This window comes from Gordonia soli NBRC 108243 (assembly GCF_000334455.1).
GTDB classification, from domain to species: domain Bacteria; phylum Actinomycetota; class Actinomycetes; order Mycobacteriales; family Mycobacteriaceae; genus Gordonia; species Gordonia soli.
In genome coordinates this window covers 89,665-114,119 of sequence record NZ_BANX01000026.1, presented here as the reverse complement: position 1 = coordinate 114,119, position 24,455 = coordinate 89,665, and the positions used below count along the sequence as shown (strand labels likewise).

The window sequence follows — 24,455 nt, the reverse complement described above, 5'->3', positions numbered from 1 at the left end:
ACCATGACCACAGAGCAGATCCCTTCGGAGGGAGCACATCCCGGGCGGTACGCGAACTCACCGCTCGCCATGATGCTGACCCTCGCCGACTCCCGGCTGCCGGTGGGCGGCCACGTCCATTCCGGTGGAGTCGAGCAGGCGATCGCCGACGGGCTGATCCGTGGCCTGCCCTCGTTGGCCGACCATCTCCATCGGAGGCTGACCACCAGCGGTCTGGTGGCCGCCTCGATCGCCGCCGCGGTTGCCGACGATGTCGTCGATGTCGGTCGCGCACAGGTCGAGACCGACGCTCGGACACCGTCGCCCGCCGCCCGCAAGGCGTCGCTGGCGCAGGGACGGGGGATGGCCCGCCTCGCCCGCCGGATGTGGCCCGAGCGCGATTGGACGGCGCACGCACCGACCACACACCTGCCGGTGATCTCCGGGGCAGTCGGGCGGGCGTGCCGCCTCTCCGGGTTCCACACCGCGCTGGTGCTGGTCTACACCACGGTGAGCGGCTCGGCGACGGCCGGACAACGACTGCTCGCACTGGACCCGGCCGACGTGGCGATCCTCATCGCCGACCTCGGCGCGGAATGTGAACGGGTTGCCGCCGCCGCGGCCGTCGGACTCGCCGACCTCAGCGACCCGGCCCTCGACGTGCTCGCCGAACGCCACGAACGTCGACCGATGCCGCTGTTCATGTCCTGATCGTCCATCCCGTCCACCCCGACCGCCCGGCCACCACCGACTATCTGTTCACCGACCACATCGACTGAGGACCGGCACGGTGCCGGTCGACCCGAGGAGAGGAGATCCGTTGCCTCCGCATCTGATCGACGGACAGCCCCACACCCACGACCACGATCGACCGCGACGACACCGCGAACCCGGCGAGGCGCTGCGGATCGGGATCGGTGGTCCGGTCGGTTCCGGCAAGACCGCACTGGTCGCAGCCCTGTGTCGGGAGCTGCGTGACGAACTGTCGGTGGCGGTGCTGACCAACGACATCTACACCACCGAGGACGCCGACTTCCTCCGCCGTCACGCGGTGCTGCCCGACGAACGCATCACCGCGGTGCAGACCGGCGGCTGCCCCCACACGGCGATTCGCGACGACATCACCGCGAACCTCGACGCCATCGATGATCTGGTGGCGGCGAACCCACCTCTAGATCTGATCCTGGTCGAATCCGGTGGCGACAACCTCACCGCCACCTTCTCGACCGGTCTGATCGACGTGCAGATCTTCGTCATCGACGTCGCCGGTGGGGACAAGGTCCCGCGGAAGGGCGGTCCTGGGGTCACGTTCTCGGATCTGTTGGTGGTCAACAAGACCGACCTCGCGGAACGCGTCAACGCAGACCTCTCGGTGATGCGACGCGATGCCGAGAAGGTCCGAGAAGGACGACCGACAGCCCTGATCTCGCTCACCGACGATCCATCGGCGACTGACGTGCTCGACTGGGTTCGCGCACAGTTGGCCGCGGCGGCCGTCGCCGCCCCGTAGCGCGGTGCGTACCGAGGTCGAGATCGTCGCCGAACCCGGACGGTCCCCACGGTTCCGCAGCGTCGGGGGGCTGGCCGTCCGGCGCACCGGCGCCCACACTGTGCATCTGATCGGGACCGCGGCGACTCCGCTGGGCGGCGACCTGGTCACTGTCGACGTCCGCGTCCATCCGGGAGCCCGGCTGACCATGCGGAGCGTCGCCGCCACGATCGCACTCCCGGCGCTCGACCGCGCCGACTCCGAGATCCGATGGCACATCGAGGTCGGGGCCGGCGCGCGACTGGTCGTCGAGCCCGAGCCGACCATCGTCGCCGCCGATGCGGTGCTGCGCACCACCACGGAACTGCACGCGGATCCCGGGTCGGACGTGTCGGTGGCCGAGCACGTCCAGTTGGGACGCACCCTCGAGCGTGACGGCGATGCCCGGGATGCTCTGTGGGAGGGGGCACTTCACGTGGACATCGGATCGGCGCCGGTGCTGCGCCACCGGTTGCGGATGTCCGCCGCGGATGCCCGGCCGCGGGGGCTGAGCAGTACCTTCCGCCACCCCGAGCATCGACCGGACGCGGTCTCGCCGACCGACCTCGTCGGTCGGATGACCCTGGCCGGGGGTGGGAGCCTGACGACCTCCATCGCCGACACGGCGACGGCGGCGAGACGGCTCCGAGACGAACTCGACGTGCCCCTGGTCGGGGGCACGTCGAGGTAGAACCGATCAGGTGGTACGGGTCAGCCGGCCCGGGTCGACGGCTCCTCGTCGCGGTCGGCCTCGCTGGTGGTCTCCGACGGTGCGGCCGGTGCCTGATCGGCACCCAGTGCGCCTGCCTCCACCTCGGGTAGCGACTTCTTCTCCAGTTCGCTCAACTGGCCGAGCGCTGTCCGCGCGTACACCTGCTGTTCGGTGACGGCCAGTTGCGAGCGCCCGCGGGTGCTGAAGGCGAAGAACCAGTTGATCAACGTGTTGAGTCGGTTGCGGAAGCCGACCAGGTACACGAGGTGCAGGGCCAGCCAGCCGAGCCATGCGAAGTAACCCTCGGTCTCGAACTTCTTCTTCGTCCCCGGGATGGGCACCTGCATCACGGCACTGAACCGGGAGACCGTGGCCATCGAGCCCTTGTCGTAATAGCTGAACGGCTTGCGCTGGTCCGGCGTCTGTCCCTTGATCTCGGCCTTGATGGCGTCGGCCGCGTAGCGTCCACCCTGGATCGCGCCCTGGGCGACGCCGGGCACGTCGTCGACGGCCATCATGTCGCCGACGACGAACACGTTGGGGTGGCCGGGGATCGACAGATCGGGGAGGACCTTCACGCGGCCCGCTCGGTCCAGTTCGACCCCGGACTGTTCGGCCAACTGCTTGCCCAGCGGGCTGGCCTGCACGCCTGCCGACCAGACCTTGCACTGGGATTCGATCCGGCGGGTGGTGCCGTCCTTCTCCTTGACGACCAGTCCGTCGTAGTCGACGTCCACGACCATCGCGTTGAGCTGGATCTCGACCCCCATGCTCTCCAGGCGTCGGGCGGCCTTGGTGCCGAGCTTCTCACCGAACGGCGGCAGCACCGCGGGCGCGGCGTCGAGCAGGATCACGCGCGCCTCGGTCGGGTCGATGTTGCGGAAGGTGCCCTTGAGGGTCTTGTCGCTCATCTCGGAGATCTGGCCCGCCAACTCCACACCGGTGGGTCCGGCGCCGACGACGACGAAGGTCAGCAACCGGGCACGCTCTTCCGGATCGTCGGACAGCTCGGCCTGTTCGAAGGCGCCCAGGATGCGGCCGCGGAGCTCCAGCGCGTGGTCGATGGTCTTCATGCCGGGGGCGTACTCGGCGAAGTGATCGTTGCCGAAGTAGGACTGGTCGGCGCCCGCGGCGATGATCAGGTCGTCGTACGGGGTGACCGTGATGCGCTCGAGCAGCCGCGAGGTGACGGTCTTCTGCTCCAGGTCGACCGCGAAGACGTCGCCGAGCAGGACCGCCGTGTTGCGCTGTTTGCGCAGGATGACGCGGGTAGCCGGGGCGATCTCACCCTCGGAGACGATGCCGGTGGCCACCTGGTACAGCATCGGCTGGAACAGGTGGTGGGTCGTGCGGGCGATGAGGGTGACGTCGACATCGGCCTTTCTCAGGCGCTGGGCTGCGAAGAGGCCCCCGAACCCGGATCCGATGATGACCACCCGTCGGCGTGCCGGCGTCTGGAGAGTGGGGCTGCTCATGAGAGAAACATCTCCTCCTGGATCGGTTGTCGGCATGCACTGCCGCACACCCTCAACGGTAGACAATCATCGCGCGCAGGTCGCGCCGAGGACCCCTTGTCCGGACAAATAGTCGACGAACGGTCAGGCGGTCAGGCCGGAATGTCCGAAGCGGTCGGGAGAAACAGCCGTCGACCACGTCATGGTCGTGGTCTCCCAGTGGGTCCTGAGCACCTCGTACTCGACCTCTCCGTGCCCGCGGGACGACCAGTCGTCGGAGGCGTCCCCGGTCACCCATGCGTCGGACAGATGGATCGCGGAGAGTCGCATGCCCACCTTCTCCATGACGCGCCGCGAGCCGACGTTGGCCGCGGTGGTGCTCGCGAACACGCGGTCGGCGCGGATCTGCTGGAAGGCCGTCGCGATGAGGGCACTCGCCGCCTCGGTCGCCAGTCCGCGACCCCAGGCCGAGCGATGCAGCCGATAGGTCAACTCCAGCTCGGAGCTCCGGCTGTGCCGAGGTGCTCGCAGCGACAACCAGCCGAGGAATGCCCGGTCGTAGCCGCCGATGGCTGCCCACATCCCGGTGGAGTGTGAGCGACGTTCGGCCTCGGCGCGTGGGACGACCCAGTTCTCGATGACCTCGCGTGGGGTCGGGACACCGCCGCTGACGTACCGCATGACCTCGGGATCGCTGTCGAGACGGACCAGGTCCTCCACATCGGCGACGGTCACCGGGCGCAGCCACATCCGTGCCGTCTCGATGATCACGCGTCCCCCCGTCGCACTGCGTCGTCGCCGTCGGCCACCGGCGCCCGGTGGATCGCGACCGACGGCGGAGCCGACCGCTCCCGCATCCGATCGGCCGCGTCCTGCTCACGACGCCCCCCGGCGTCGCCGACCGTTCGTCGCGAGTCTACGGTCTCGGCCCCGCGCTGGTCGCGACATCGCGAAGCGTGTTGTCCTCGGCGGTGCGTCGGCACCGCCGGATAGTGTGCTGACCGTGACGGACCAGTCTCTCGACGTGTCGATCCAGCTCCGCTGGGGTGACATGGACATCAACAACCACATCAACAACGTCCAGTTCGCGCGGCTCTTCGAGGAGAGTCGTGTCCGTGCCTTCAGCACCTGGTTCCCGACGCGCCCGGCACGCCTGTCGATGCTCGTCGCGCGGCAGGACATCGAGTTCACCGCGACCCTCGACTACAGCCCGGATCCGGTGGTGGTCCACGCGTCGGTGAGTCGCTTGGGTACGTCGTCGTTCACCATGACCTTGATCCTGGACGACGCGTCCGGCACCACCTGTGCGATGGCCGAGACCACGATGGTGGTGGTCGATCCCGCGACCGGACGGCCCACGCCGATGGAGGACGATCTGCGCTCCGAACTCGAGCGGTGGCGGGGCCCGCGCGCACCGTTCCACGATCGCCGGTGACATCGCCCACGACGTAGTCCGTCTCGAGATCGAGAGGCCACCAGGATGTTCCACCTCCACCGTGCGGAGCGCGCCGACGTCCTCGCCGATGCGCTGACCGACGTTCTCGCCGTGCCACTCGCCGACGTGATGGCGACCGAGATCGTGGCGGTCCCAGCACGCGGCGTCGAACGGTGGCTGCAGCAGCACCTGGCGGTGCGACTCGGCGGCAGCGGCCTCGCCGACGGGGTGGCGGCGAACATCGACTTCTCGTCACCGAACGCGGTGGCCGATGCGGTCATCGACGCGGCCGTCATCGCCGGCGGCCATGTCGATCTGGCTGCCGCAGAACGCGATCCGTGGCGACCGGATGCCCTGTGCTGGCCGGTGTTGCGTGCGGTCGACGACATGCTCGACGATCCGCGGATGGCGGTGCTCGCACGACACCTGGGATCGGGTGCCGCGCGTCCCGACGCCCACCGGATCGGCCGCCGCTATGCGACCGCACGCCATATCGCCGGACTATTCCACGGCTACGGGAGGCAACGCCCGGACGTCATCGTGGACTGGGCGGCCGGCACGGACACCGACGGTGCCGGTGCACCGGTGCCCGCCGACATGTCGTGGCAACCCGACCTCTGGCGCCGCGTGCGTGACCTCGTCGGCAAGCCCCATCCCGCTGAGATCCTGGGTCGCGCTTGCGATCTGGTGCGAGACCGACCGGAGGCACTCGACCTGCCGGAACGTCTGGCCGTCGTCGGACCGACCCGGCTGTCCGAGACCGCGCTGCGGGTCCTGTCGGCTGTCGCGGTACATCGCGACGTGCACCTGTTCGTCCCGCATCCCTCGCCGTCGTTGTGGCAGACGATCGGCGAGTCGACCGATACACATGGGACGAGGGCGGCCGCACGTCGATCGGAACGCCCCGCGGTGCCGGTGCGTCACCCACTCGTGGCCAGCCTGTCCAGGGACGTGCAGGAACTCCAGCTCCGGTTGCTCCCGGTCGTCGACGTCGATCAGCACCATCCGGCGCGACCGGACACGCCCGCCACCGTGCTGGCGGCCTTGCAGCGCGGTATCGCCGCCGACCGCCTCGACACTGATTCGGTCGACGCCGACGACACGGTCGAGATCCACGCCTGCCACGGACCCGAACGCCAGGTCGAGGTACTCCGGGATCGTCTGCTGCACCTGTTCCAGTCCGATCCGACGCTGCAGCCGCGTGACGTCGTCGTGATGTGCCCCGACGTGGAGACGTTCGCACCGCTCATCCGGGGCGCCTTCGGTCAACCCGGGTTGGGAGAGGGGCCCATCGGCCACCCGGCGTTCCAGCTCCGCGTGCGGCTCGCCGACCGCGGTCTCCGACAGGTGAACCCGATTCTCGACGTGGTCGCGGCGGTGGTCGAACTGGCGGCCGGTCGCGCGTCGGCCGGTGACGTCGTCGACCTGCTCGGCAGACCGCCGGTCCGGGCCCGCTTCGCGCTGACCGACGACGACCTCGACGTGGTCCGGGAGTGGGTGGCGGCAGGCCAGATCCGATGGGCCATCGACGACACCCAGCGTGATCGATATGGACTCAAGGGCTTCCGCCAGGGAACCTTCGCGAGCGGTCTCGACCGGATCGCGCTCGGAGTGGTGGCCGACGAGAGTGACCGCGAGTGGTTGGACACCTCGCTCCCGCTCGGTGGTGTGGACAGCACATCGATCGATCTGGCGGGACGACTGATGGAGTTCGTCGAGCGACTCGGCTCGGTGGTCGACTCCATGGCCCAACCCAGATCGGCTGCGGGCTGGCGGACGTCGATCGTGGACCTCATCGACCAGCTGACGCTGCCCGACACCGGCGAGGAATGGCAGCGCGCACAGGCGATCCGCGCGATCTCGGAGATGTTGGGCACCGAATCCACCGACGGCACCGGCGGCGATCCGGACGCAGTCGCCGATCGCGGTGCGGTGGGTGTCGACGCTCCGGCGGCTGGTGGCTCGGAAGCGACGCGGATCCGACTCGCCGACATCCGCGACATGATGACCGCCCTCGTCGCCGGCCGACCGACCAGGGCGAACTTCCGGACCGGTGAACTGACGGTGTGTTCCATGGTGCCGATGCGCGCAGTGCCACATCGGGTCGTCGTGTTGCTCGGCGTGGACGCGGACAGCTTCCCCCGGGTGCAACGCATCGACGGTGACGACCTGCTCGGACGCGATCCGCTCGTCGGTGAGCGGAGCCCGCGCGACGAGGATCGCCAACTGTTCCTCGACGCGATCGGTGCGGCGTCAGAGAACCTCTTGGTCTTCTACAGCGGCGCCGATCCTGTTTCCGGCGTACGGACACCACCAGCGGTGGTGGTGAGTGAACTGGTGGACACCGTCGCCGCCCTCGTCGGTGCGGAACCCGACGACGCCGGGCTGGTCCGTCGACACAGTCTGCACGCGTTCGACGCGCGCAACTTCCGCCCCGGCGCGGTGCGTGGTGTCGACGGTCCGTTCGGGTTCGACAGTGCCCTCGCCGCAGGCGCTCGAGCGCTTCGTGAAGAGCCGCAGCGCGTGCCGCCGCTCAGCACGGCAGTGGTGGGGAGTCCGGGGGCCGGCGACGTCGATCTCGCAGACCTGATCACCTTCCTCAACGACCCGATCGCGGGCTTCCTGCGTCAGCGTCTCGGTGCCCGCATACCCGACGACGACCAACCGCATCCGGATCACCTCGACGTGGCTCTCGAACCACTCGACCGCTGGGCCGTCGGGGACCGGTTGCTGGCCGGTCTGCTCGCCGGCGCAGATCTGGTGGCGTGCCAGGCAGCCGAGCTCCGCCGTGGGACGTTGCCGCCGTTCGCCCTCGGTACCGCCGAGCTCCGCGACGTGGTCGACGCCGTGGGTGCGGTCTTCGACGCAGCGGTGTCCCTGCGATCAGGGGAGCGGGAGAGTCGTGACATCGTCGTCACGTTGACCGGTGGTCGTCGCGTGCAGGGCACGATCGGCGACGTGTTCGGGCGGCGGATCTCCACCGCCACGTACTCGACCCTCCGGCCACGACAACGACTCGGGGCGTGGGTCCGGTTGCTGGCGCTGGCTGCCGGTGGGACGACCGCTGCCACCGTCGACTCGAGTGTCGCCGTCGGTCGCCGAAGTTCACGGTCTCGCCGGGTCGCCCGGTCGGAGTTCACCGTCCCTGCCGACCCGCTCGCCGAGATCACCTCGTTGGTCGGCATCCGCGATCTGGGCCTCCGGGTTCCGCTGCCCTTGCCGCTACAGCCGGGGGCGGTGTACGCCGAGCGCCTGTCGAGCACACGCGACCCGCGCGAGGCGCTGGCCGCGGCGCGCAACGAGTACGAGCGGGGCTTCGAGTCGACCAGTTCGTACCTGCGACTGACCTTTGCGGGCGATCCGACGTCGCCGGTGGCGTTCGACGATCTGCTCGGCCCAGCACCGCAGGCCGCTGCAGGAGTTCTGGACGCCGCCCCGGGCGAACCGTTCTTCTGTGCGCTGGCCCGTACGCTCTGGACCCCGGCCATCGAACAGGAGACGCGCATATGACCCCACGTGGCGAACGTCCGTCGCCGTTCGAGATCGGTGAACCGACCGCCGACGGCACCACCGTCCTGGAGGCGAGTGCGGGTACCGGCAAGACCTTCGCCATCGTCGGCGTCGCCGCACGGCATCTCGCCGACGGTGTGCCGATCTCCGAGCTGCTGCTGGTCACGTTCAGTCGTGCAGCGACCGCCGAGCTGCGTGAACGCATGCGGGATCGCGTGCGACAGTTGGTCGCCGACCTCGGCGACATCGCGGTCGCGCGGGCATCCGACGACGAGTTGACCCGTCTGCTCGCCGACGGGTCCGAGGAGACGGTCGTCGAGCGCCGCACCAACCTCGCCCGTGCGCTCTCCGACTTCGATGCGTCGACGATCGCCACCACCCACACCTTCTGCAACCGGATGCTGGAGGCCCTGGGCTTCCTGGGCGAGCGGGAGTGGGCGCACCAGATCGTCGAGGACACGGACGAACTGACCGAGGAGGCCGCTCGCGATCTGTACCTGCGTGGGTTCGCCGGTCAGGAGAGGCCGCCGATCACCTTCGCGGAGGCAAGCGAGACGGCGCTGGCGGCCGTGCGTGCGCCGGCAGTCGATCTCGCCCCTCGGCCCGAGCAGGATCACGCCATGGACGACCGTTCGTCCGCGGCGATCGCCGCCCTGCGGGTGCGGTTCGCCACCGCGGTCCGCGCACAGACGGAGTCCCGTAAGCTGACCGCCCGCCTGCGCACCTATGACGATCTGCAGCAGATCCTCTTCCGCATCCTGACCGATCCGGAGGTGGGCGAGACCGCTGCGCAGCGCATCCGAGACTCCTTCGCCGTGGTGCTGATCGACGAGTTCCAGGACACCGACCCCCAGCAGTGGGAGATCGTCCGCCGGTGCTTTCACGGACACCGGCGACTGGTCCTGGTGGGTGACCCCAAACAGTCGATCTATGCTTTCCGCGGGGCAGAGGTGCTCAGTTACCTCAGTGCGGTGCGACACGCGGACGCCTTCCGGGTGCTCGACGTCAACCGTAGGTCGGATGGCGACCTGGTCGACGCCCTCGGCCAGATCTACGGCGGCGCGCAACTCGGGCACCCCGACATCGAGGTGCTGCCGGTGGTCGCGTCGCACCGCGGGAGTCGACTCACCGGTACTGCGCCACTGCGTATCCGCACCTTCGTACGAGGTGACTTCTCGGTCGTCGGCGCGAGTGGGTACCCGGGTGTCGCGGCGATCCGCGAACGGGTCACCGCCGACGTCGCGGCCGACATCGCCCGGCTCCTCGCCTCCGAGGCCACCATCGACACCGGTTCGGGTCCGCGGGCGGTCACACCAGGCGACATCGCGATCCTGACCAAGACCAACAAGACGATCGGACCCCTGCAGGAGCAGTTGCAGGACCTCGGGGTGGCGGCGGTCGTCGGGTCGGGCACCAGCGTCTTCCACACCGCGTCCGCGATGCACTGGCTCTGGGTCATCCGCGCCATCGAGCAGCCGGCCCGCAGCGATCGTGTGCGACTCGCCGCGCTGACGCCGCTGATCGGCTGGGCCCCCGACGATCTCGCCGCCGCCGACGAACATCCGTTGTCGGCGCTGGCCCAGCGACTTCAGGAGTTGGGCCGCGTCTTCGACACCGGCGGCTTCGCAGCGCTCTCGCAGCGACTGATGGTTGCCGACGACGTCGCGGGCCGGGTACTCGGAACAGTCGACGGTGAACGCGTCCTGACCGACCTGATCCAGGTGTCGGCGCTGTGTACCGCGCACGTGATGGAGACGGCCTGCGGTCTCGGAGCGCTGGCGCAGTGGTTGGCGGATCGGGTCGCCGACGGGTCGCGATGGCGTCGGCACGACGACCAGATCCGCAAACTCGATCGTGACACGCACGCGGTGCAGATCATGACCGTCCATGCCAGCAAGGGGCTGCAGTTCCCGATCGTCTACGTCCCGTTCGGATGGGATGCCTCCCGTCTGTCGGATCCGGCGACCTTCACCTTTCACGATGCAAAGGGTGTTCGTCAGCTCGATGTCGGTGGTCGTTCTGCTCCGGGACGTGGTGAACGACTGGCCGTTTCGGAACGCGAGAACGCGGGGGAGGACTTGCGGTTGCTCTACGTCGCCCTCACCCGGGCACGCTCGCAGGTCGTGCTCTGGTGGGCGCCGTCGTACGCCGGCAGTTCTGCTTCGTTGCAGCGCATGCTCTTCCGGGCGAGTGACGGTGGAGTGGTCCCGGAGACGGTACCGATCCCCGACGACGCCGAGTGTCTGCAGACGCTGTCGTCGATCGCCGCACGCCATCGGTCGATCTCGGTCGAACCCGTGGAGCATCGCGCCATCGAGCCCTGGCGTCACGGGGATGACACCGACACGGACGAGCCGTTGACGGCCGCTCGGTTCGACCGGATGGTGGACCAGTCGTGGCGTCGGACGTCGTATTCGGCGATCGTCGCAGCCGCCGGGCACGTGGTCGCGCCTGTCCTGACCACGGGGAGCGAGCCCGAGGATGCGGTACTCGCCGACGAACCGGTGGTCGCCGACACTGCCGACGTCGAAATGGTCGAGCGATCCCTGGTCGACCCGTCCCCGGTCGAGGAGGTGCCCGACGGCATACCCTCGCCGATGAACGGGATGCCTTTCGGCGCTGCCTTCGGAACGCTCGTGCACGAGGTCCTCGAGTACGTCGACACCGACGCACCCGACCGCGCAGCCCACGTCCGCGAGCTCTGCGCGGCGTCGGTGTCCCGACAATCTCTCGAGGTCGACGTCGACGACCTGGCGGACGCGTTGGTCGCCGTGCTCACCACGCCGCTGGGTTTCGGTGACCTGTGGGGTGTCGCACCGCGGGATCGGCTCGCGGAGATGGATTTCGAGTTCCCGCTCGGCGACGTCGGGCAGGGCATCGGTGCCCGGGCGGGCGAGAGTGCTCGGGGCCGCCCGGGAGTGGAGATCACTGCGATCGGTGACCTGCTGCGCCGACACCTGCGCGCCGACGATCCGCTACGCCCATACGCGGACGTCGTCGGCGATCTCCCGGACGATCGCCTCCGCGGATTCCTCACCGGGAGCATCGACTCGGTGCTGCGAGTGGACGGGCGGTTCGTGATAGTCGACTACAAGACCAACCGACTGCGTCCCGGTCTGCTGGTCGCGGAGGACTTCACCGCCGAGGCGATGGCCGGCGAGATGATGCACGCCCACTATCCGTTGCAGGCGCTGCTGTACTCGGTTGCGCTGCACCGATATCTGCGATGGCGGTTGCCCGCGTACACGCCGGCTCGACACCTGGGACCGGTGCAGTACCACTTCGTGCGGGGGATGGCCGGGCCCACGACTCCTCCCGGTTGCGGCGTGTTCGGCTGGCAGATCCCACCGGATCTGGTGACCGAGCTGTCGGATCTGTTGGCGTCGTCCGGAGGAGGAGAACGATGACCGATCCGGGGACCGTCGACGAGGTGACGACCCGTCGCGAGCGGCATTCCGGCCAACTGGTGGAGTCGGGGGCCGGAACCCTCCGGGTGCTGAACGAACTCGGCGTCCTCGCAGCGGCTGATCTGCACGTGACCCGGCGCCTCATGAGGATGTCAGGCGCCGGGAGCGGAGCGAGCGGGCCGGGTGATGCAGGCGCCGGGAGCGGAGCGAGCGGGCCGGGTGATGCAGGCGCCGGCGGCGAGGTGGCCGCGCTGGCAACGGCTCTCACCGTTCGCGCCGTCCGTCTGGGGTCCACCTGCCTCACCCTCGACCGGTACCGGGACGTTATCCCACTCGATGACGAGGTCCTCCGCGCCGAAGGGGTGACACTCCCGTCTCCTGCCGAACTGGTGCGTGCCGTGGTCGGCAGTCCGCTGGTCGCCGGTGGTACCGCGGGACCGCTGCGACCTCTTGTGGTGATGGACAGCGACGACGGGCCGTTGCTCTATCTCCAGAAGTATTTCCGCCAGGAGGACACGATCCGCGATCTGCTGGATCGTCGGTCGGGGAGCCGGCCGACGGTGGATGCGGTTGCGCTCGCGGAGGCTGTCGACGCGGTGTTCGGCGATGCTCCTCCCGGTGGCCGCACCGACCGTCAGCGCGTCGCGGCTGCGTTGGCCGCCACGAGTTGGACGACCGTGCTCGCGGGTGGCCCGGGAACAGGCAAGACGCATACGGTGTCCCGCATCCTGGCCGTCCTGCATCGCTTGAGCGGTGGAGCCTCGCGGATGGGTCTGTGCGCGCCGACCGGGCGGGCGGCGGCCCAACTCCAGTCGGAGGTGTCGGCCGACGAGCTGGCACCCGCAGGGCTCCGCGCGGTGACCGTCCACAGCCTGCTCGGCTGGCGGCCGGGGTCGGTCCCGCGCCACGGCCCGTCGGACAAACTGCCCTTCGACGTGATCGTCGTGGACGAGACATCGATGTTGTCGATCACCGCGATGAGCGCCCTCCTGTCGGCAGTGCGCGCCGACGCTCGGGTGATCCTGGTCGGCGACCCGCACCAGTTGGCGTCGGTCGAGGCGGGCGCGGTACTCGCCGACCTGGTGGATCGCGAGTCCTCCGGCAGCGGCAACCCGGTGTTCGACGAGGTCGTCGCCCCTGCCGCACAGGATTTCTCGGGGGCTGAGATCGATCGCCTGCGATCGGGGGTGATCACACTGCGTCACGGCTTCCGGTTCGGGGGGCGGATCGCCGAGGTTGCCGAGGCCGTCAACCGTGGTGACGCGGAGCGCGTGGTCGAATTGGTGTCGGCCGGTGACGACGACGCGGTCACACTGTTGTCCGCCGACGATGTCGACGACCTCCGTCCGGTCATCGCGACGTGGGGACATGCGTTGTACCGCAGCGGGATCGCGGGCGATCAGAAAGGCGCGCTCGCCGCGCTGGAGTCGCATCGGGTGCTCTGTGCACATCGTGACGGTGTGTGGGGCGTCAGCGGCTGGTCACAGCGCATCCGGGAATGGTTGACCGCCGACGGCGGGATCCCGTCCGGAATGCTCGACCCCGCTGCGTGGTATCCGGGCCGCCCGGTCCTGGTGACCGCCACCGATCGGCAGGCGGGGGTGTTCAACGGTGACAGCGGCGTCGCGGTCGCCGCCGATCCTGGTGACCGCCACGGGCCGGTGGACGTGCTGTTCCGACGGGGCGACGAGATCCGGACGCTGCATCCCACCCGTCTCGCGGACGTGGTGTCGGTGTACGCCATGACCATCCACCGCAGCCAGGGCAGTCAGTTCGACGAGGTGACCGTCGTGTTGCCACCCACCGGATCGGAGCTGCTGACCAGGGAACTGCTCTACACGGCCGTCACGAGGGCGCGGCGAGCCGTGCGGATCATCGGTGACGTCGAGGTGTTGCGGGCAGCGGTCTCACTGCCGGTACAGCGTGCGAGCGGGCTCCGCTCGGCCGTGCGTCCCCATCGATCGGGAGCGTGAACGACGCGTCACCAGACCAGGTCGGCTCCACCGGCGGTCAGGTCGCGGCGGATGTAGCACTCGGAATCGAGCAGCAGGTTCCGACGATCGGTCGGCATGTTCATCAGCAGGCTCAGCGTTCGACTCCGGTCGATCTCCGAGCGGTGCGCTTCGATGGCGGCGAATTTGCGGTCACGCCAAGCGCTCACATCGTTGGTCACGGCGATGTCGGAGTCAGGTGTGCCGGGCATCGCATCCCGCGGGGTGTCGCCGAAGACCTCGGGCCAGATGATGTCGAGCATCCATCCCGGGATGGTCACCTGATAGACCGAGCCCACCTGCCAGGGCAGGCCTGCCGATCGATGTAGTCCGCCGACCCCGGACGCCTCGGCGGCAGCCACCGCGAGACGGTGCGCGTGGACATGGTCGGGATGGCCGTAGACGCCGATCGGGTCGTAGGTCACGACCGCCTCGGGACGCAGTCGGCGGATGATCGTGACGAGCTCACGCACCTGGTCGTTGAAAGCCACGTCGCAGAAGCGCTCGGAGTCGGGCGCGGACTCGGGCACCTGCGCGTCGGCATATCCGAGCATGATCGGCTCGCGCCCCATCCCCAGGGCCTTCGTCGCGGCGAGCAACTCGCCGTGTCGGTGGGTGCCCTCGTCCCAGGTACAGGTGACCAGATCCACCTCGCCGCCACGATCGATGTGCCGTGCGATGGTGCCTCCGGTCCACAACGACTCGTCGTCGGGATGAGCGTGGACGAACAGCAGTCGGGGAGGCGACATCAACCTGCTTCCTTCGGCGGTCGGGGATCATCGCTGATCCCCCGACCGGTCTGACCCAGTTCAGCGTAGCGGCTGACGGCGTCGGTAGAATCCGGCTTCGTCGTCACATGCCCAGCAGTCGAGTGGAGGTCGTGCATGAGCGCCCCGTCAGAAGTTCGTGAATTCCAGGCGGAGACCCGGCAGTTGCTGGATCTCATGGTGCACTCGGTGTACTCCAACAAGGACAGTTTCCTGCGGGAACTGATCTCCAACGCGTCGGACGCGCTCGACAAGTTGCGCATCGAGTCGCTGCAGGACAAGGACCTCGACGCCGACACCACTGATCTGCACATCGACCTCGTCCCCGATGCGGCCGGCCGGACGCTCAGTGTCGTCGACAACGGGATCGGGATGTCTCGCGACGACGTGATCGGGCTCATCGGAACCCTGGCGCGGTCGGGCACCGCGGAGCTGCGCAAGTCCCTCGCCGAGGTGAAGGACGCGGCCGCGGCGGACGACCTGATCGGTCAGTTCGGCATCGGCTTCTACTCGACGTTCATGGTCGCCGATCAGGTCACGTTGATCACGCGTCGGGCCGGGGAGAGCACCGGTACGCGCTGGGAGTCCAACGGTGACGGCACCTACACCCTCGACGAGGTCGCCGACGCCCCGCAGGGCACGTCGGTGACGTTGGCGCTCAAGCCCGCCGACGCCGACGACCACCTGTACGACTACACCGATCCGGGCAAGCTCCGGCAGCTGGTGAAGCGGTACTCCGACTTCATCGCCTGGCCCATCCGGATGGATGTCACATCGACGGTCGAGACGGAGGCGGGGGAGTCGGAGACCACCGTCGAGTCGGAGACCCTCAACTCGCAGAAGGCCTTGTGGGCGAAGTCGAAAGACGAGGTGTCCGCCGACGAGTACAACGAGTTCTACCGGCATGTCAGCCACGCCTGGGACGAGCCGCTCGAGGTCATCTCGCTCAAGGCGGAGGGCACCTTCGAGTATCAGGCGCTGCTGTTCATCCCGAGCCAGGCGCCGTTCGATCTCTTCATGCGAGAGCGCACCGGCGGGGTCCATCTCTACGTCAAACGCGTCTTCATCATGGATGACTGCGAAGAACTCATCCCCGAGTACTTGCGCTTCGTCAAGGGTGTGGTCGATGCAGCCGACCTGTCGCTGAACGTTTCTCGCGAGATCTTGCAGCAGGACCGCCAGATCCGGGCGATCCGACGTCGGCTGACCAAGAAGGTGTTGAGTACCGTCGCCGACATCCGCGCATCGCGCCCCGAGGACTACGCGACCTTCTGGCAGCAGTTCGGTCGGGTGTTCAAGGAAGGGCTCGTCAACGATCCCGACAACCGGGATGCGATCCTGGCCGCTTCGTCCTTCGAGTCCACCGACGGCGCGGAGCCGATCGCGCTCGGGGACTACCTGGGGCGGATGCGCACCGGCCAGGACACGATCTACTACATGACCGGCGAGTCCCGGCAGCAGATCGAGAACTCTCCCCATCTCGAGGCGTTCCGATCGAAGGGGATCGAGGTCCTCCTGCTGAGTGATCCGGTCGACGAGATGTGGGTCGGTTCGGGCGTGACCTTCGAGGGCAAGACCTTCACCTCGATCGCCAAGGGTGCCGTGGACCTCGACGAGATCGAGGGCGCGGACGGCTCTGAGTCCGACAGAACCGATCGCAGCGAGGAGTTCGCCGGCCTGCTCACCTGGCTCGGTGAGACCCTCGGGGACGAGGTGAGCGAGGCGCGCCTGTCGCATCGTCTGACCGAGTCGCCTGCCTGCCTGGTCGGCGACACGTTCTCGATGTCCCCGCAACTCGAGAAGCTCTACCGGGCGTCGGGACAGCAGGTGCCGGTATCCAAGCGCGCGCTCGAGCTCAACGCCGATCACCCACTGGTCACCGCACTCAACGCGACATTCGCCGCGGACGACGACCACTCCTCGCTGGTGCCGACCGCCCAGCTCATCCACGGGATGGCCGTCATCGCCGAGGGGGGCGAACTGGCGGATCCGGCAGGTTTCGCGAAACTGCTGGCCCAACGGTTGACCGACACGATCGACCCGGATGATTCGGCCGCAGAAGCCCCCTGACCAGGGAATCTGTTTCGATGTGCGCACTGCCGTGGTCGTCCGAACGAGGGACACCGCACTGACCTGAACCGTCGATCCGGGCGACGTTCGTTTATGGTGAGTCCGATCGTCCCGTGGGACGCGACCGAAAGGCAGTCGTGAGTTACCCGAACACTCCAGGTCAGCAAGGCCCCAACCCGTACGACCAGACCCAGCTGGGTCCGTCTGCGGGTGGTCAGTACGGCGCTCCCGGCGGACAGTACGGACAGCCCGGATACGGTGCTCCCGGTCCGGGGGCGAACTACGGCGGCCAGTACGGGGCCCCGTACGGTCAACCCGCGCAGGGCTACCCGCAGGGCCAGCAGCCGCAGCAAGCATGGGGCGGCGGTGGCGGCGGCCTGCCGCCGCAGACGGGGTCCGGGCGTCGGAAGACCATCCTCTGGATCACCATCGGTGCGGCCGTCCTGGTGGTCGCACTCGTCGTCACCCTCGTCCTGGTCGTGACGCGCGACAAGGGGCCCGGCGGGTCCCCTCAGGCGGCGGTTCAGACGTATCTCGAGGCGCTTGCGGGCGGCGATGCGAAGAAGGCCCTGAGCGTCATGAAGACCCCGCCGTCGGAGGATCTGCTCACGGACGAGATCCTGAAGAAGCAACAGGACATCGCCAAGATCACCGAGATCGACGTCCGGGAGCCCGACACCGACACCGGGACCCTGGCAGTTGTGAAGGCGACCTACCGGTTCGGTGATCGCAACGCCGACATCGACTTCCGGCTCAACAAGTCCGGCGACGAGTGGCAGATCGACGACGGCGCCATCGCGTTGAGTGTCGAGAACCTGCGCATCCCGCAGCCGACCTTCTTCGGTGTCGACATCTCCGACGAGACCAAGATCTACGTCTTCCCCGGCCCGCAGGACTGGGGATCGGCGAACCAGAACATCACCGCAGAGAACAGCAACGGTCGCGAGTTCCCGCTGGGGCCGGGCGCGTTCAGTTATGTCTCGTTGGATGCGGTGCTCAGTCCCAAGGGCAAGTCGACCGTCGAGACCGCGGTGAACAACTACCTGACCACCTGCGCGACGTCGACACAACCGCGTGCCGCCACCGACAAGCCGGGATGCTCGCAGTCGATCTTCGGCGCCCAGGCCGGGACCGTACGCTGGACGAAGCCGACCGATCTGTCGGGTCTGTCCTACCGGCTCGACTACTCCGACCCGTCATCGGTCTCGGTCAACGGAACCGTGCAGTGGAGCGCGACGTATGTCCCGACCTACTCGAGCTCCACGAGTAGCACCGACACCGACTACCTCAGCGGCAAGGTGGATCTCAGCGCCAGCACGCCGACCTTCGACGGTAGCTGATCAGGTGCCGGCGTCGGTGAGGGAACCGGCGTCGGCGACCAACTCAGTGAGCGGGTGACCGACCGGGACGGCCAGCAGCCGTTCGAGTCCGGACATGGTGTCGCCCAGCGGTTCGCGGACGGCGACCTGCGGTGCGCGAGTGGTGACCTCGGTGACGAACCGTTCCCGAAGCCTACGATTCGCTGCGGGCACCGTGCCGGTCCAACTCACCCGACTCTGTCGCGCCCCCGACTCTTCGGTGGTGGGTGATGCTGATCCCAGCGCACCGCAGCGACCGAGCGCGGCGACTGCGGAGTCCGCGAGTTCGACCGCTGCGCTGTCGATGATCGCGCCGGCGATGTGGTCGCCGCCGTCTGCCGACTCGGCGACGGATCGTGCGAATCCCGCGGTGCGGGAGACACGATCGGGGTCGCCCTGCAACTGCATGTACAGCTCCGGCAGGGAGCCGAAGTGCTCGGTTGCCGCGACCATTAGTGTCGTGTCCCCACCACGGCCGTCGTACGCCCGCAACGCTGCGTCGATTCCCGCCCGGCCGATCCAGTAGGCACTGCCGGCATCACCGAACAGGTGACCCCATCCGTCGACCCGCGCTGTGCCCGACGGTCCGGCGCCGAGGGTGACCACGCCGGTGCCGACAGCGCACACGGCCCCGAACTCGAATGCGTTGGCCGCCAGGTACGACGAGACCGAATCGTGTGTGAGCACGACACGGGTGACCCCCACGGACCCGACGAGGTCGAGCAGTTGCTGAGGTTTCGTAGCGGCCGGTGTCAGGCCCGACACCCCGACCGCGAGCTGCGCGCCGGGCTGTGTCTTCGGGACCACGGATCGTATGAGTTCGGCGACCTGGTCGACGACAGGACGATCCGTGTGTACCGGGTCGACCTCATGATCCACCACCCGACCACCGGCCACGATCCGGATCCGGCTGCCCGTCTGACCGGCGTCCACCAGGATGTGCGAACTCGGGACCACCACTCCTCCTTGCAGACTCGTCCGTCGGCGGGTGGCAACAGCTCGGGGCGGCCACGCCTCAGGGGCGGCTCACGCGGCGGCGTCGGTCGGAGTCCACAGCGTGACCACCGACGTACCGTTGGCGCGATGCACAGGGTACAGCGGCACATGATGGCGCCGAGCCGACTCCACCAGCAGGCGCGCCCATTGCGCATCGGCCTCGGTGATGCCGTCGCGGCCGGGACGGCTCAGCAGGAAAGCAACCGAGATGTCGGGTGATTCGTCGACCACCTCGGCGAGCCGCGACAGGAGCACGTCGATCATGCCCGCGACCGGCGTCGTCGACATCGGCAACTGGTTGAGCGCAGGCAGCAACGTGCCGTCCGCGTCGACGAAGGCGAACCACAGCAACGTCTCGGAGAACCCGAGGGGGCTGAGGATGTGGACCCATCGCTCGCGTAGCGACTCGGCGTCGGTGAGCGGGGTGTGGATGAGGTCGTCCGCCGCGGCGGTGTGATCGTCTGGTGCCATGCGCACAGGATCGGCGCGAAGCTTCGTCGGCGCGACTGATCCGTCCACAGCTGGACCGGGTGGGGACCGCGGTGTTGACATCGACTCACAACGGGTGTGCGCACGCGATCGGGGGCGGGGTGACAGACTCGAGCACATGGGTGTGTTGACTCCGCTGGCGGTGAAGGTCGGCTCGATCAGCTGGATGCCGAAGCTATTGCCGCAGATCGTCAAGGTGGACGCCGCGATCCAAGGTGTGAGCGGTCGGCGGGTGTCCCTGCTCGACATCGCCGGCCTTCCCAACATCGTGATGCTGGTGCCCGGCCGGAAGTCGGGAGTCCCTCGGCTGACCCGACTCCTGGCCGTGCCGTCCGGCGAGAACTGGCTGATCGCTGGGTCCTACTTCGGCGGTCCCACGATGCCGCAGTGGGTGTTCAACGTCCGTGCGGCCGATGAGATCGAGGTCCGGCACAGCACCTCTTCCGGTCGGTTCACGCCTCGAGAGCTGCACGACGCCGAGCGGGACGCGGCGTGGCAGGAACTGCGGTCGGTGTGGCCGAACTTCGACCTCTACGAGAAGCGGACCGAGCGGCTGATCCCGGTGTTCCTACTCGAGCCGATCGACTGAACCACCGCTCCGCCGACCTTCACCTCGCGTCGATCGTGCGCTCGAGAGCGTTGATCGTGCGCTGTAGACGGTCGATCGTGCGCTCGAGAGCGTTGATCGTGCAGTGTCAGGGCGTCGATTGCGCTTCGAACCCTCTCAGTCGGGCGTGCTGGACGGGCGTCAGCGTTGTAGACGACTGCCGGTAACGCACGGTCAACGGATTCGAGCGCACGGTCAACGGATTCGAGCGCACGGTCAACGGATCCGGGCGATGTCAGACGACGTCGACGACCGGCGCCCGCCCGCCGCCGTCTCGTGCCGGGACGGTCACCACGGCGCGGCGTCGCAGGGGTGCGGCAGGGTCAGAGACCCGGTCAGAGACCCGGAACTCGGACTCCCACGCCCGCTCGGTGATCCGACCCAGGACATATCCGCGCTGCGCGTTGCCGAACCGTACGTGTGGCGACGCCGACTTCAGTGCGCGATCGGTCGCATCACTGTCCGAGCCGTCACCACCCGACGAGATCGACGTGCCGGCGAACTCGACGCCCAGGGTCGGCGATGCCCGGTCGTAGTCGGTCCGGATGTCTGCCACGACGTTGCGATGGATGTCGCCGACGAGCGAGACGAGATTGTCCACCCGCCGTGCACGCACCGCGTCGAGCAGTCGCCGGCGCTGTGCCTGGTAGCCACTCCATCCGTCCATGGACACCGAGCGCACACCGTCGTCGATGCGGGCCAGATCGGCGATCGGGACCTGATGGGCGAGAACCGACCAACGCGTGGACGTGTCCAACCCGGCGGCCAGCCAGCGTTCCTGCGTCGAGCCGAGCAGGGTCCTGTGCGGATCGGCGGTCGCGCTGTTCTGCGCGGTGTCGTTGTCGCCGTTGACCTGATCGTCGCGGTACTGCCGCGTGTCGAGGAGGTCGAACTGGGCGAGGGTCCCGAACCGGAACCGTCGATACATCCGGAGGCGCCCACCGTTCGGGGCCGGAAGCCGGACCGGCATGTGCTCCCACCAGGCCTGGAAGGCGGCGGCACGTCGACGCATGAAGCGTGCGGTATCCATGCCGTCCTCGGGAATCGTTGCCGCCCAGTTGTTGTCGACCTCGTGATCGTCCATGGTCACGATGAACGGCGACATCCGGTGGGCTTCGCGGAGAGCAGGATCCGACTTGTAGAGCGCGTACCGCTCCCGGTAGTCGTCCAGCGTCTCCGCCTCGAAACGCGCCGACGCCGGTACCGACTGTCCGGGTTGTCGGCCGTTCTGTGTGGGAATCGGCTTCTCGTAGATGTAGTCCCCGAGATGGAGGACGACGTCCGGGGCGTGCGCGGCCATGTCGGTGTACGCGGGGTAGTGACCGTCCGACCAGTTCTGACAGGACGCCCAGGCGACGGTGAGTGCTCCGGCAGGCGCGAAGGCGAGCGGGGCGGTACGAGTCCGCCCGGTCGGCGACACGTGCCCGTCCACGCGGAACCGATACCACAAATCAGCGCCCGGAGGCAGTCCGGTCACGTCGACTTTCACGGCATGGGCGGTCGGCCGCCGAGCACGCACGGTCCCGGCGCGGACGACGGTGCGGAACCGCTCATCGAGCGCCACCTGCCAGTCGACGTCGCGATCGCCCGGCGGCAGTTCGCCGTCGGGCGCGCACGGATCGACGACGAGACGGGTCCAGATCACCACGGCGTCGGGCAGCGGATCACCTGACGCGACGCCGAGGGCGAAGGGATCGTCACCCGCGAGTCGGCGGGTGGCAGTCGACGGCGCGGCCACCCCGGCTGCGGAGACCGCACCCACCGCGAGGCCCAACCCCACCATGCCCAGTCGCCGCCGGCTGAGAACCGTACCGGTCCCGGATCGGTGGGAGGCCTCGGTGGATCTGTGGAGCCCGTCGAAATCCGCCACGACGCCACCCGACCATCGACGGGTGGACCGTCGGCGTCATCGGGTCGACGCGTCGGTGAATGGTCCCGGACATCTCGTGCGGCGGCTTCCGGCCCGGTGGGGCGGCGCGACGATCGGCCGCCTGAACGGATCAGGCGCCGGTGAACTTCGGCGGACGCTTCTCGAAGACCGCCGCGATCGCCTCGCTCAGGTCCTCACTCGGCAGGAACGCCGCGTTCCACGCCGCCACGTACCGGAGACTGTCGTTCACGTCGGCCGAGCGGCTGTGGTCGAGGACCTGCTTGATCCCGTTGACCACGAGCGGAGGGTTCGCGGCGATCTCTGCCGCAGTCGCGCGCGCCGCCTCGACCGCCGCCGCCTGATCGTCGAAGACATCGTTGACGAGTCCGATCCTTGCAGCATGTGCCGCGTTGATGTCCTTGCCGGTCAGGGCCAGCTCACGCAGGTGGCCGTCGGAGATGATCGCGGGGAGCCGGGCGAGGCTACCGACATCGGCCACCATACCCACACGGACCTCGCGGACGCTGAACTTCGCATCGGAACTGGCATAGCGGATGTCGGCGGCACTGATCAGGTCGACGCCACCGCCGATGCACCAGCCCGAGATCGCCGCGACGACCGGGGTCCGGCAGTCGGCGACCGCGGTGATCGCACCTTGCATCCGGGTGATCGTGTCGTGGAAGGTGGTCCGCGCGCGGGCCTTGGCACCGTCTGCGAGAACCGGTCCGATGTCGCCCGCCATCGCGGCGAGGTCGAGACCGTAGGAGAAGTGCTTGCCCGAACCGGTCAGCACGATTGCGCGAACCGCGTCGTCGGCCTCGAGGGCGGCGAAGATCTCGGGGAGTTCCCGCCAGAAGTCGGGTCCCATCGCGTTGCCCTTGCCGGGCCCGATGAGAGTCACCTGCGCGATGTGATCGGCGACGGAGACCTCGAATGCTGTCCATTCCTGCTCGCTCATCTGCCCGAGGTTACTCGGCGGTCGGGTCCGAGAGGACCCTGGCCGGTGCGAACGTTTCTACAGGGTCAGACGGCACGCCTGGCCGACGTCGAGCACCCGCAGGGCGCGGCCCTGCCCGAGCCACAGCGCACAGGACAACGCGAGATCGGTGATCAGCTCGTCGGACAGCACCGCGTGACAGCGGGTCCAGAAGTCCTCGTCCTCGCGGAGGCCGACATGATCGGTGGCGAAGCGAAACGCGAACTCGGCGACGATGCGCTCGTCGTCGCCGTACCCGGACCATGTCGCCCAGTCGTCGACGTGGGCGTAGAACTCCTCGTCGAGGCCGGCGGCGTCCCCGTCTTCGGTTCTCGTGTTGCGACAGACCTCGCACTGGTTGTCGGTGGCGATCACCATGCGCGCCAGTTCACGCGAGCGGGTCGACAGCCGATCTTGCCGATAGACCGCGTCGGCGTAGGAGCCCAGTGCGCCGCCGAGGTCGGGGGAAAGGGCGAACCACCCGATGAGATCGTCCGGGGCGAAGTCGCCGATTCGTGCCATGATCGGAGATTACCAGCGAAACTATAACATGTTCTTGTTTTGTGGCGAGGTGTGACGAGTGGGACGACACGACATGGTGGCCGCCGACGGCGACCGGGGAGCAGGTGTGACGGTGCGGGGTTATTTCAACGAGGATCTGAGTCCGGCCGAACTCGAGCATCGGACCCGGGTGGCCGACGACCTGACCGCGGACGTGCGACGGCTCGTCTCGGCAACGGTGCTCACCGACACCGACGATGACTCGGTGGCGGAGGCGCGGCGGCACATCGCCGCCGCCACCGCGGCGCTGCAGAGGCGCACACTCGACTCCGACCACTTCGGCATCCGCTACAACTCCGATGGGTCGAGGCGCCACTGGGGGAATGCGATGGTGGGTCGGCGCAATCCCATCGCGCCACCGATGGTGCTGCACCATGACGCCGAGCGGACGTGGGCCGAGTTCGAACTGGGGGCGCAGTACGAGGGCCCTGGTGGCCTCGTCCACGGCGGCGTGCTGGCCTGTGTCCTGGACCAGGTCCTCGGGTCGGCTGCCGAGCACGCCGGCGCACCCGGTATGACCGGGACCCTCACGATCCGATACCGACGCGCGACCCCGCTGGGACCGGTGCGCGCCGAGGGCCGACTGGATCGGGTCGAGGGCATCAAGTCGTACGCCACGGGTTCGGTGTCGACCGCCGATGGTGTGACGGTCGAGGCCGAGGGGGTGTTCATCCTGCCGCGCTGGGCGCGTGCGGCCGACGGAGACATCCGGACCGCAGGTGGTGATGCCTGAATTGGCGTCCCG

At 68.4% G+C, this 24,455-nt stretch carries 19 protein-coding genes; 11 read left to right on the top strand and 8 right to left on the bottom strand.

Annotated features, from left to right (window positions below; genetic code table 11):
* Window positions 1-3: 3 nt before the first annotated feature.
* The 3 genes from GS4_RS17475 to GS4_RS17465 all read left to right on the top strand — a co-directional run bounded on the left by GS4_RS17475 (window position 4) and on the right by GS4_RS17465 (window position 2,198).
* A complete protein-coding gene (locus GS4_RS17475) occupies window positions 4-690 on the top strand; it encodes an urease accessory protein UreF (RefSeq protein ID WP_007622989.1) in 687 nt (228 codons plus the stop codon).
* A 109-nt stretch (window positions 691-799) separates the two neighbouring features.
* Window positions 800-1,489 (top strand): urease accessory protein UreG, encoded by a 690-nt coding sequence (gene ureG / locus GS4_RS17470; RefSeq protein WP_007622987.1) that lies wholly within the window; start codon window positions 800-802, stop codon window positions 1,487-1,489.
* 4 nt (window positions 1,490-1,493) lie between these two features.
* Window positions 1,494-2,198: an urease accessory protein UreD gene (locus GS4_RS17465; protein ID WP_007622981.1), complete on the top strand. Its 705-nt coding sequence runs from the start codon at window positions 1,494-1,496 to the stop codon at window positions 2,196-2,198.
* Window positions 2,199-2,218: 20 nt separating this feature from the next.
* Here GS4_RS17465 and GS4_RS17460 read toward each other — a convergent pair whose 3' ends face one another.
* Window positions 2,219-3,694, bottom strand: coding sequence for an NAD(P)/FAD-dependent oxidoreductase (locus GS4_RS17460; RefSeq protein WP_007622979.1), 1,476 nt, complete (start codon window positions 3,692-3,694; stop codon window positions 2,219-2,221).
* Window positions 3,695-3,817: 123 nt separating this feature from the next.
* Window positions 3,818-4,444 (bottom strand): GNAT family N-acetyltransferase, encoded by a 627-nt coding sequence (locus GS4_RS17455; RefSeq protein WP_007622977.1) that lies wholly within the window; start codon window positions 4,442-4,444, stop codon window positions 3,818-3,820.
* A gap of 232 nt (window positions 4,445-4,676) precedes the next feature.
* On the opposite strand from GS4_RS17455, the gene GS4_RS17450 reads away from it, so the two are divergent.
* The 4 genes from GS4_RS17450 to recD are packed head-to-tail and all read left to right on the top strand — an operon-like array spanning window position 4,677 to window position 13,998.
* Window positions 4,677-5,108 (top strand): acyl-CoA thioesterase, encoded by a 432-nt coding sequence (locus GS4_RS17450; protein WP_007622975.1) that lies wholly within the window; start codon window positions 4,677-4,679, stop codon window positions 5,106-5,108.
* A 45-nt stretch (window positions 5,109-5,153) separates the two neighbouring features.
* Window positions 5,154-8,618 carry an exodeoxyribonuclease V subunit gamma gene (locus GS4_RS17445; protein ID WP_007622973.1) on the top strand — a complete coding sequence of 1,155 codons (3,465 nt, stop codon included), beginning with the start codon at window positions 5,154-5,156 and terminating at the stop codon, window positions 8,616-8,618.
* Window positions 8,615-12,025 (top strand): UvrD-helicase domain-containing protein, encoded by a 3,411-nt coding sequence (locus GS4_RS17440; RefSeq protein WP_007622971.1) that lies wholly within the window; start codon window positions 8,615-8,617, stop codon window positions 12,023-12,025. The genes GS4_RS17445 and GS4_RS17440 overlap by 4 nt, the downstream gene beginning before the upstream one ends.
* A complete protein-coding gene (gene recD, locus GS4_RS17435; RefSeq protein ID WP_007622969.1) occupies window positions 12,022-13,998 on the top strand; it encodes an exodeoxyribonuclease V subunit alpha in 1,977 nt (658 codons plus the stop codon). Before GS4_RS17440 ends, recD begins: the two co-directional genes overlap by 4 nt.
* A gap of 8 nt (window positions 13,999-14,006) precedes the next feature.
* Here the strand turns inward: recD and GS4_RS17430 are convergent, their stop codons facing one another.
* A complete protein-coding gene (locus GS4_RS17430) occupies window positions 14,007-14,765 on the bottom strand; it encodes a PIG-L family deacetylase (protein ID WP_007622967.1) in 759 nt (252 codons plus the stop codon).
* Between the two features lie 135 nt (window positions 14,766-14,900).
* Between GS4_RS17430 and htpG the strand changes: the two genes are divergently transcribed.
* Both htpG and GS4_RS17420 read left to right on the top strand, forming a co-directional pair.
* The gene (htpG, locus tag GS4_RS17425) at window positions 14,901-16,853 is read left to right on the top strand and encodes a molecular chaperone HtpG (protein WP_007622966.1); all 1,953 of its coding nucleotides are present in this window, start codon (window positions 14,901-14,903) and stop codon (window positions 16,851-16,853) included.
* Window positions 16,854-16,966: 113 nt separating this feature from the next.
* A complete protein-coding gene (locus GS4_RS17420) occupies window positions 16,967-18,193 on the top strand; it encodes a hypothetical protein (protein ID WP_245555749.1) in 1,227 nt (408 codons plus the stop codon).
* On the opposite strand, the gene GS4_RS17415 is transcribed toward GS4_RS17420, so the two are convergent.
* Together GS4_RS17415 and GS4_RS17410 are read right to left on the bottom strand one after the other, a co-directional pair.
* Window positions 18,194-19,168, bottom strand: a complete 975-nt coding sequence (locus GS4_RS17415) for an N-acetylglucosamine kinase (protein ID WP_245555740.1) — start codon at window positions 19,166-19,168, stop codon at window positions 18,194-18,196.
* A gap of 69 nt (window positions 19,169-19,237) precedes the next feature.
* The gene (locus GS4_RS17410; protein WP_007622963.1) at window positions 19,238-19,678 is read right to left on the bottom strand and encodes a hypothetical protein; all 441 of its coding nucleotides are present in this window, start codon (window positions 19,676-19,678) and stop codon (window positions 19,238-19,240) included.
* 136 nt (window positions 19,679-19,814) lie between these two features.
* Between GS4_RS17410 and GS4_RS17405 the strand changes: the two genes are divergently transcribed.
* Entirely contained in the window at window positions 19,815-20,285 is a 471-nt protein-coding gene (locus GS4_RS17405; RefSeq protein ID WP_007622962.1) for a nitroreductase family deazaflavin-dependent oxidoreductase, read from the top strand.
* A gap of 253 nt (window positions 20,286-20,538) precedes the next feature.
* Here GS4_RS17405 and GS4_RS17400 read toward each other — a convergent pair whose 3' ends face one another.
* The 3 genes from GS4_RS17400 to GS4_RS17390 form a co-directional block, all read right to left on the bottom strand.
* Window positions 20,539-22,173, bottom strand: coding sequence for an alkaline phosphatase D family protein (locus tag GS4_RS17400; RefSeq protein ID WP_007622961.1), 1,635 nt, complete (start codon window positions 22,171-22,173; stop codon window positions 20,539-20,541).
* A 130-nt stretch (window positions 22,174-22,303) separates the two neighbouring features.
* Complete coding sequence (locus tag GS4_RS17395) at window positions 22,304-23,131, bottom strand: crotonase/enoyl-CoA hydratase family protein (RefSeq protein WP_007622959.1); 828 nt, start codon at window positions 23,129-23,131, stop codon at window positions 22,304-22,306.
* Window positions 23,132-23,188: 57 nt separating this feature from the next.
* On the bottom strand, window positions 23,189-23,671 hold the full coding sequence (locus tag GS4_RS17390) for a carboxymuconolactone decarboxylase family protein (protein ID WP_007622957.1): 483 nt from the start codon (window positions 23,669-23,671) through the stop codon (window positions 23,189-23,191).
* Between the two features lie 73 nt (window positions 23,672-23,744).
* Here GS4_RS17390 and GS4_RS17385 point away from each other — a divergent pair, with 73 nt between their 5' ends.
* A complete protein-coding gene (locus GS4_RS17385) occupies window positions 23,745-24,443 on the top strand; it encodes a PaaI family thioesterase (protein ID WP_007622955.1) in 699 nt (232 codons plus the stop codon).
* Window positions 24,444-24,455: the final 12 nt, after the last annotated feature.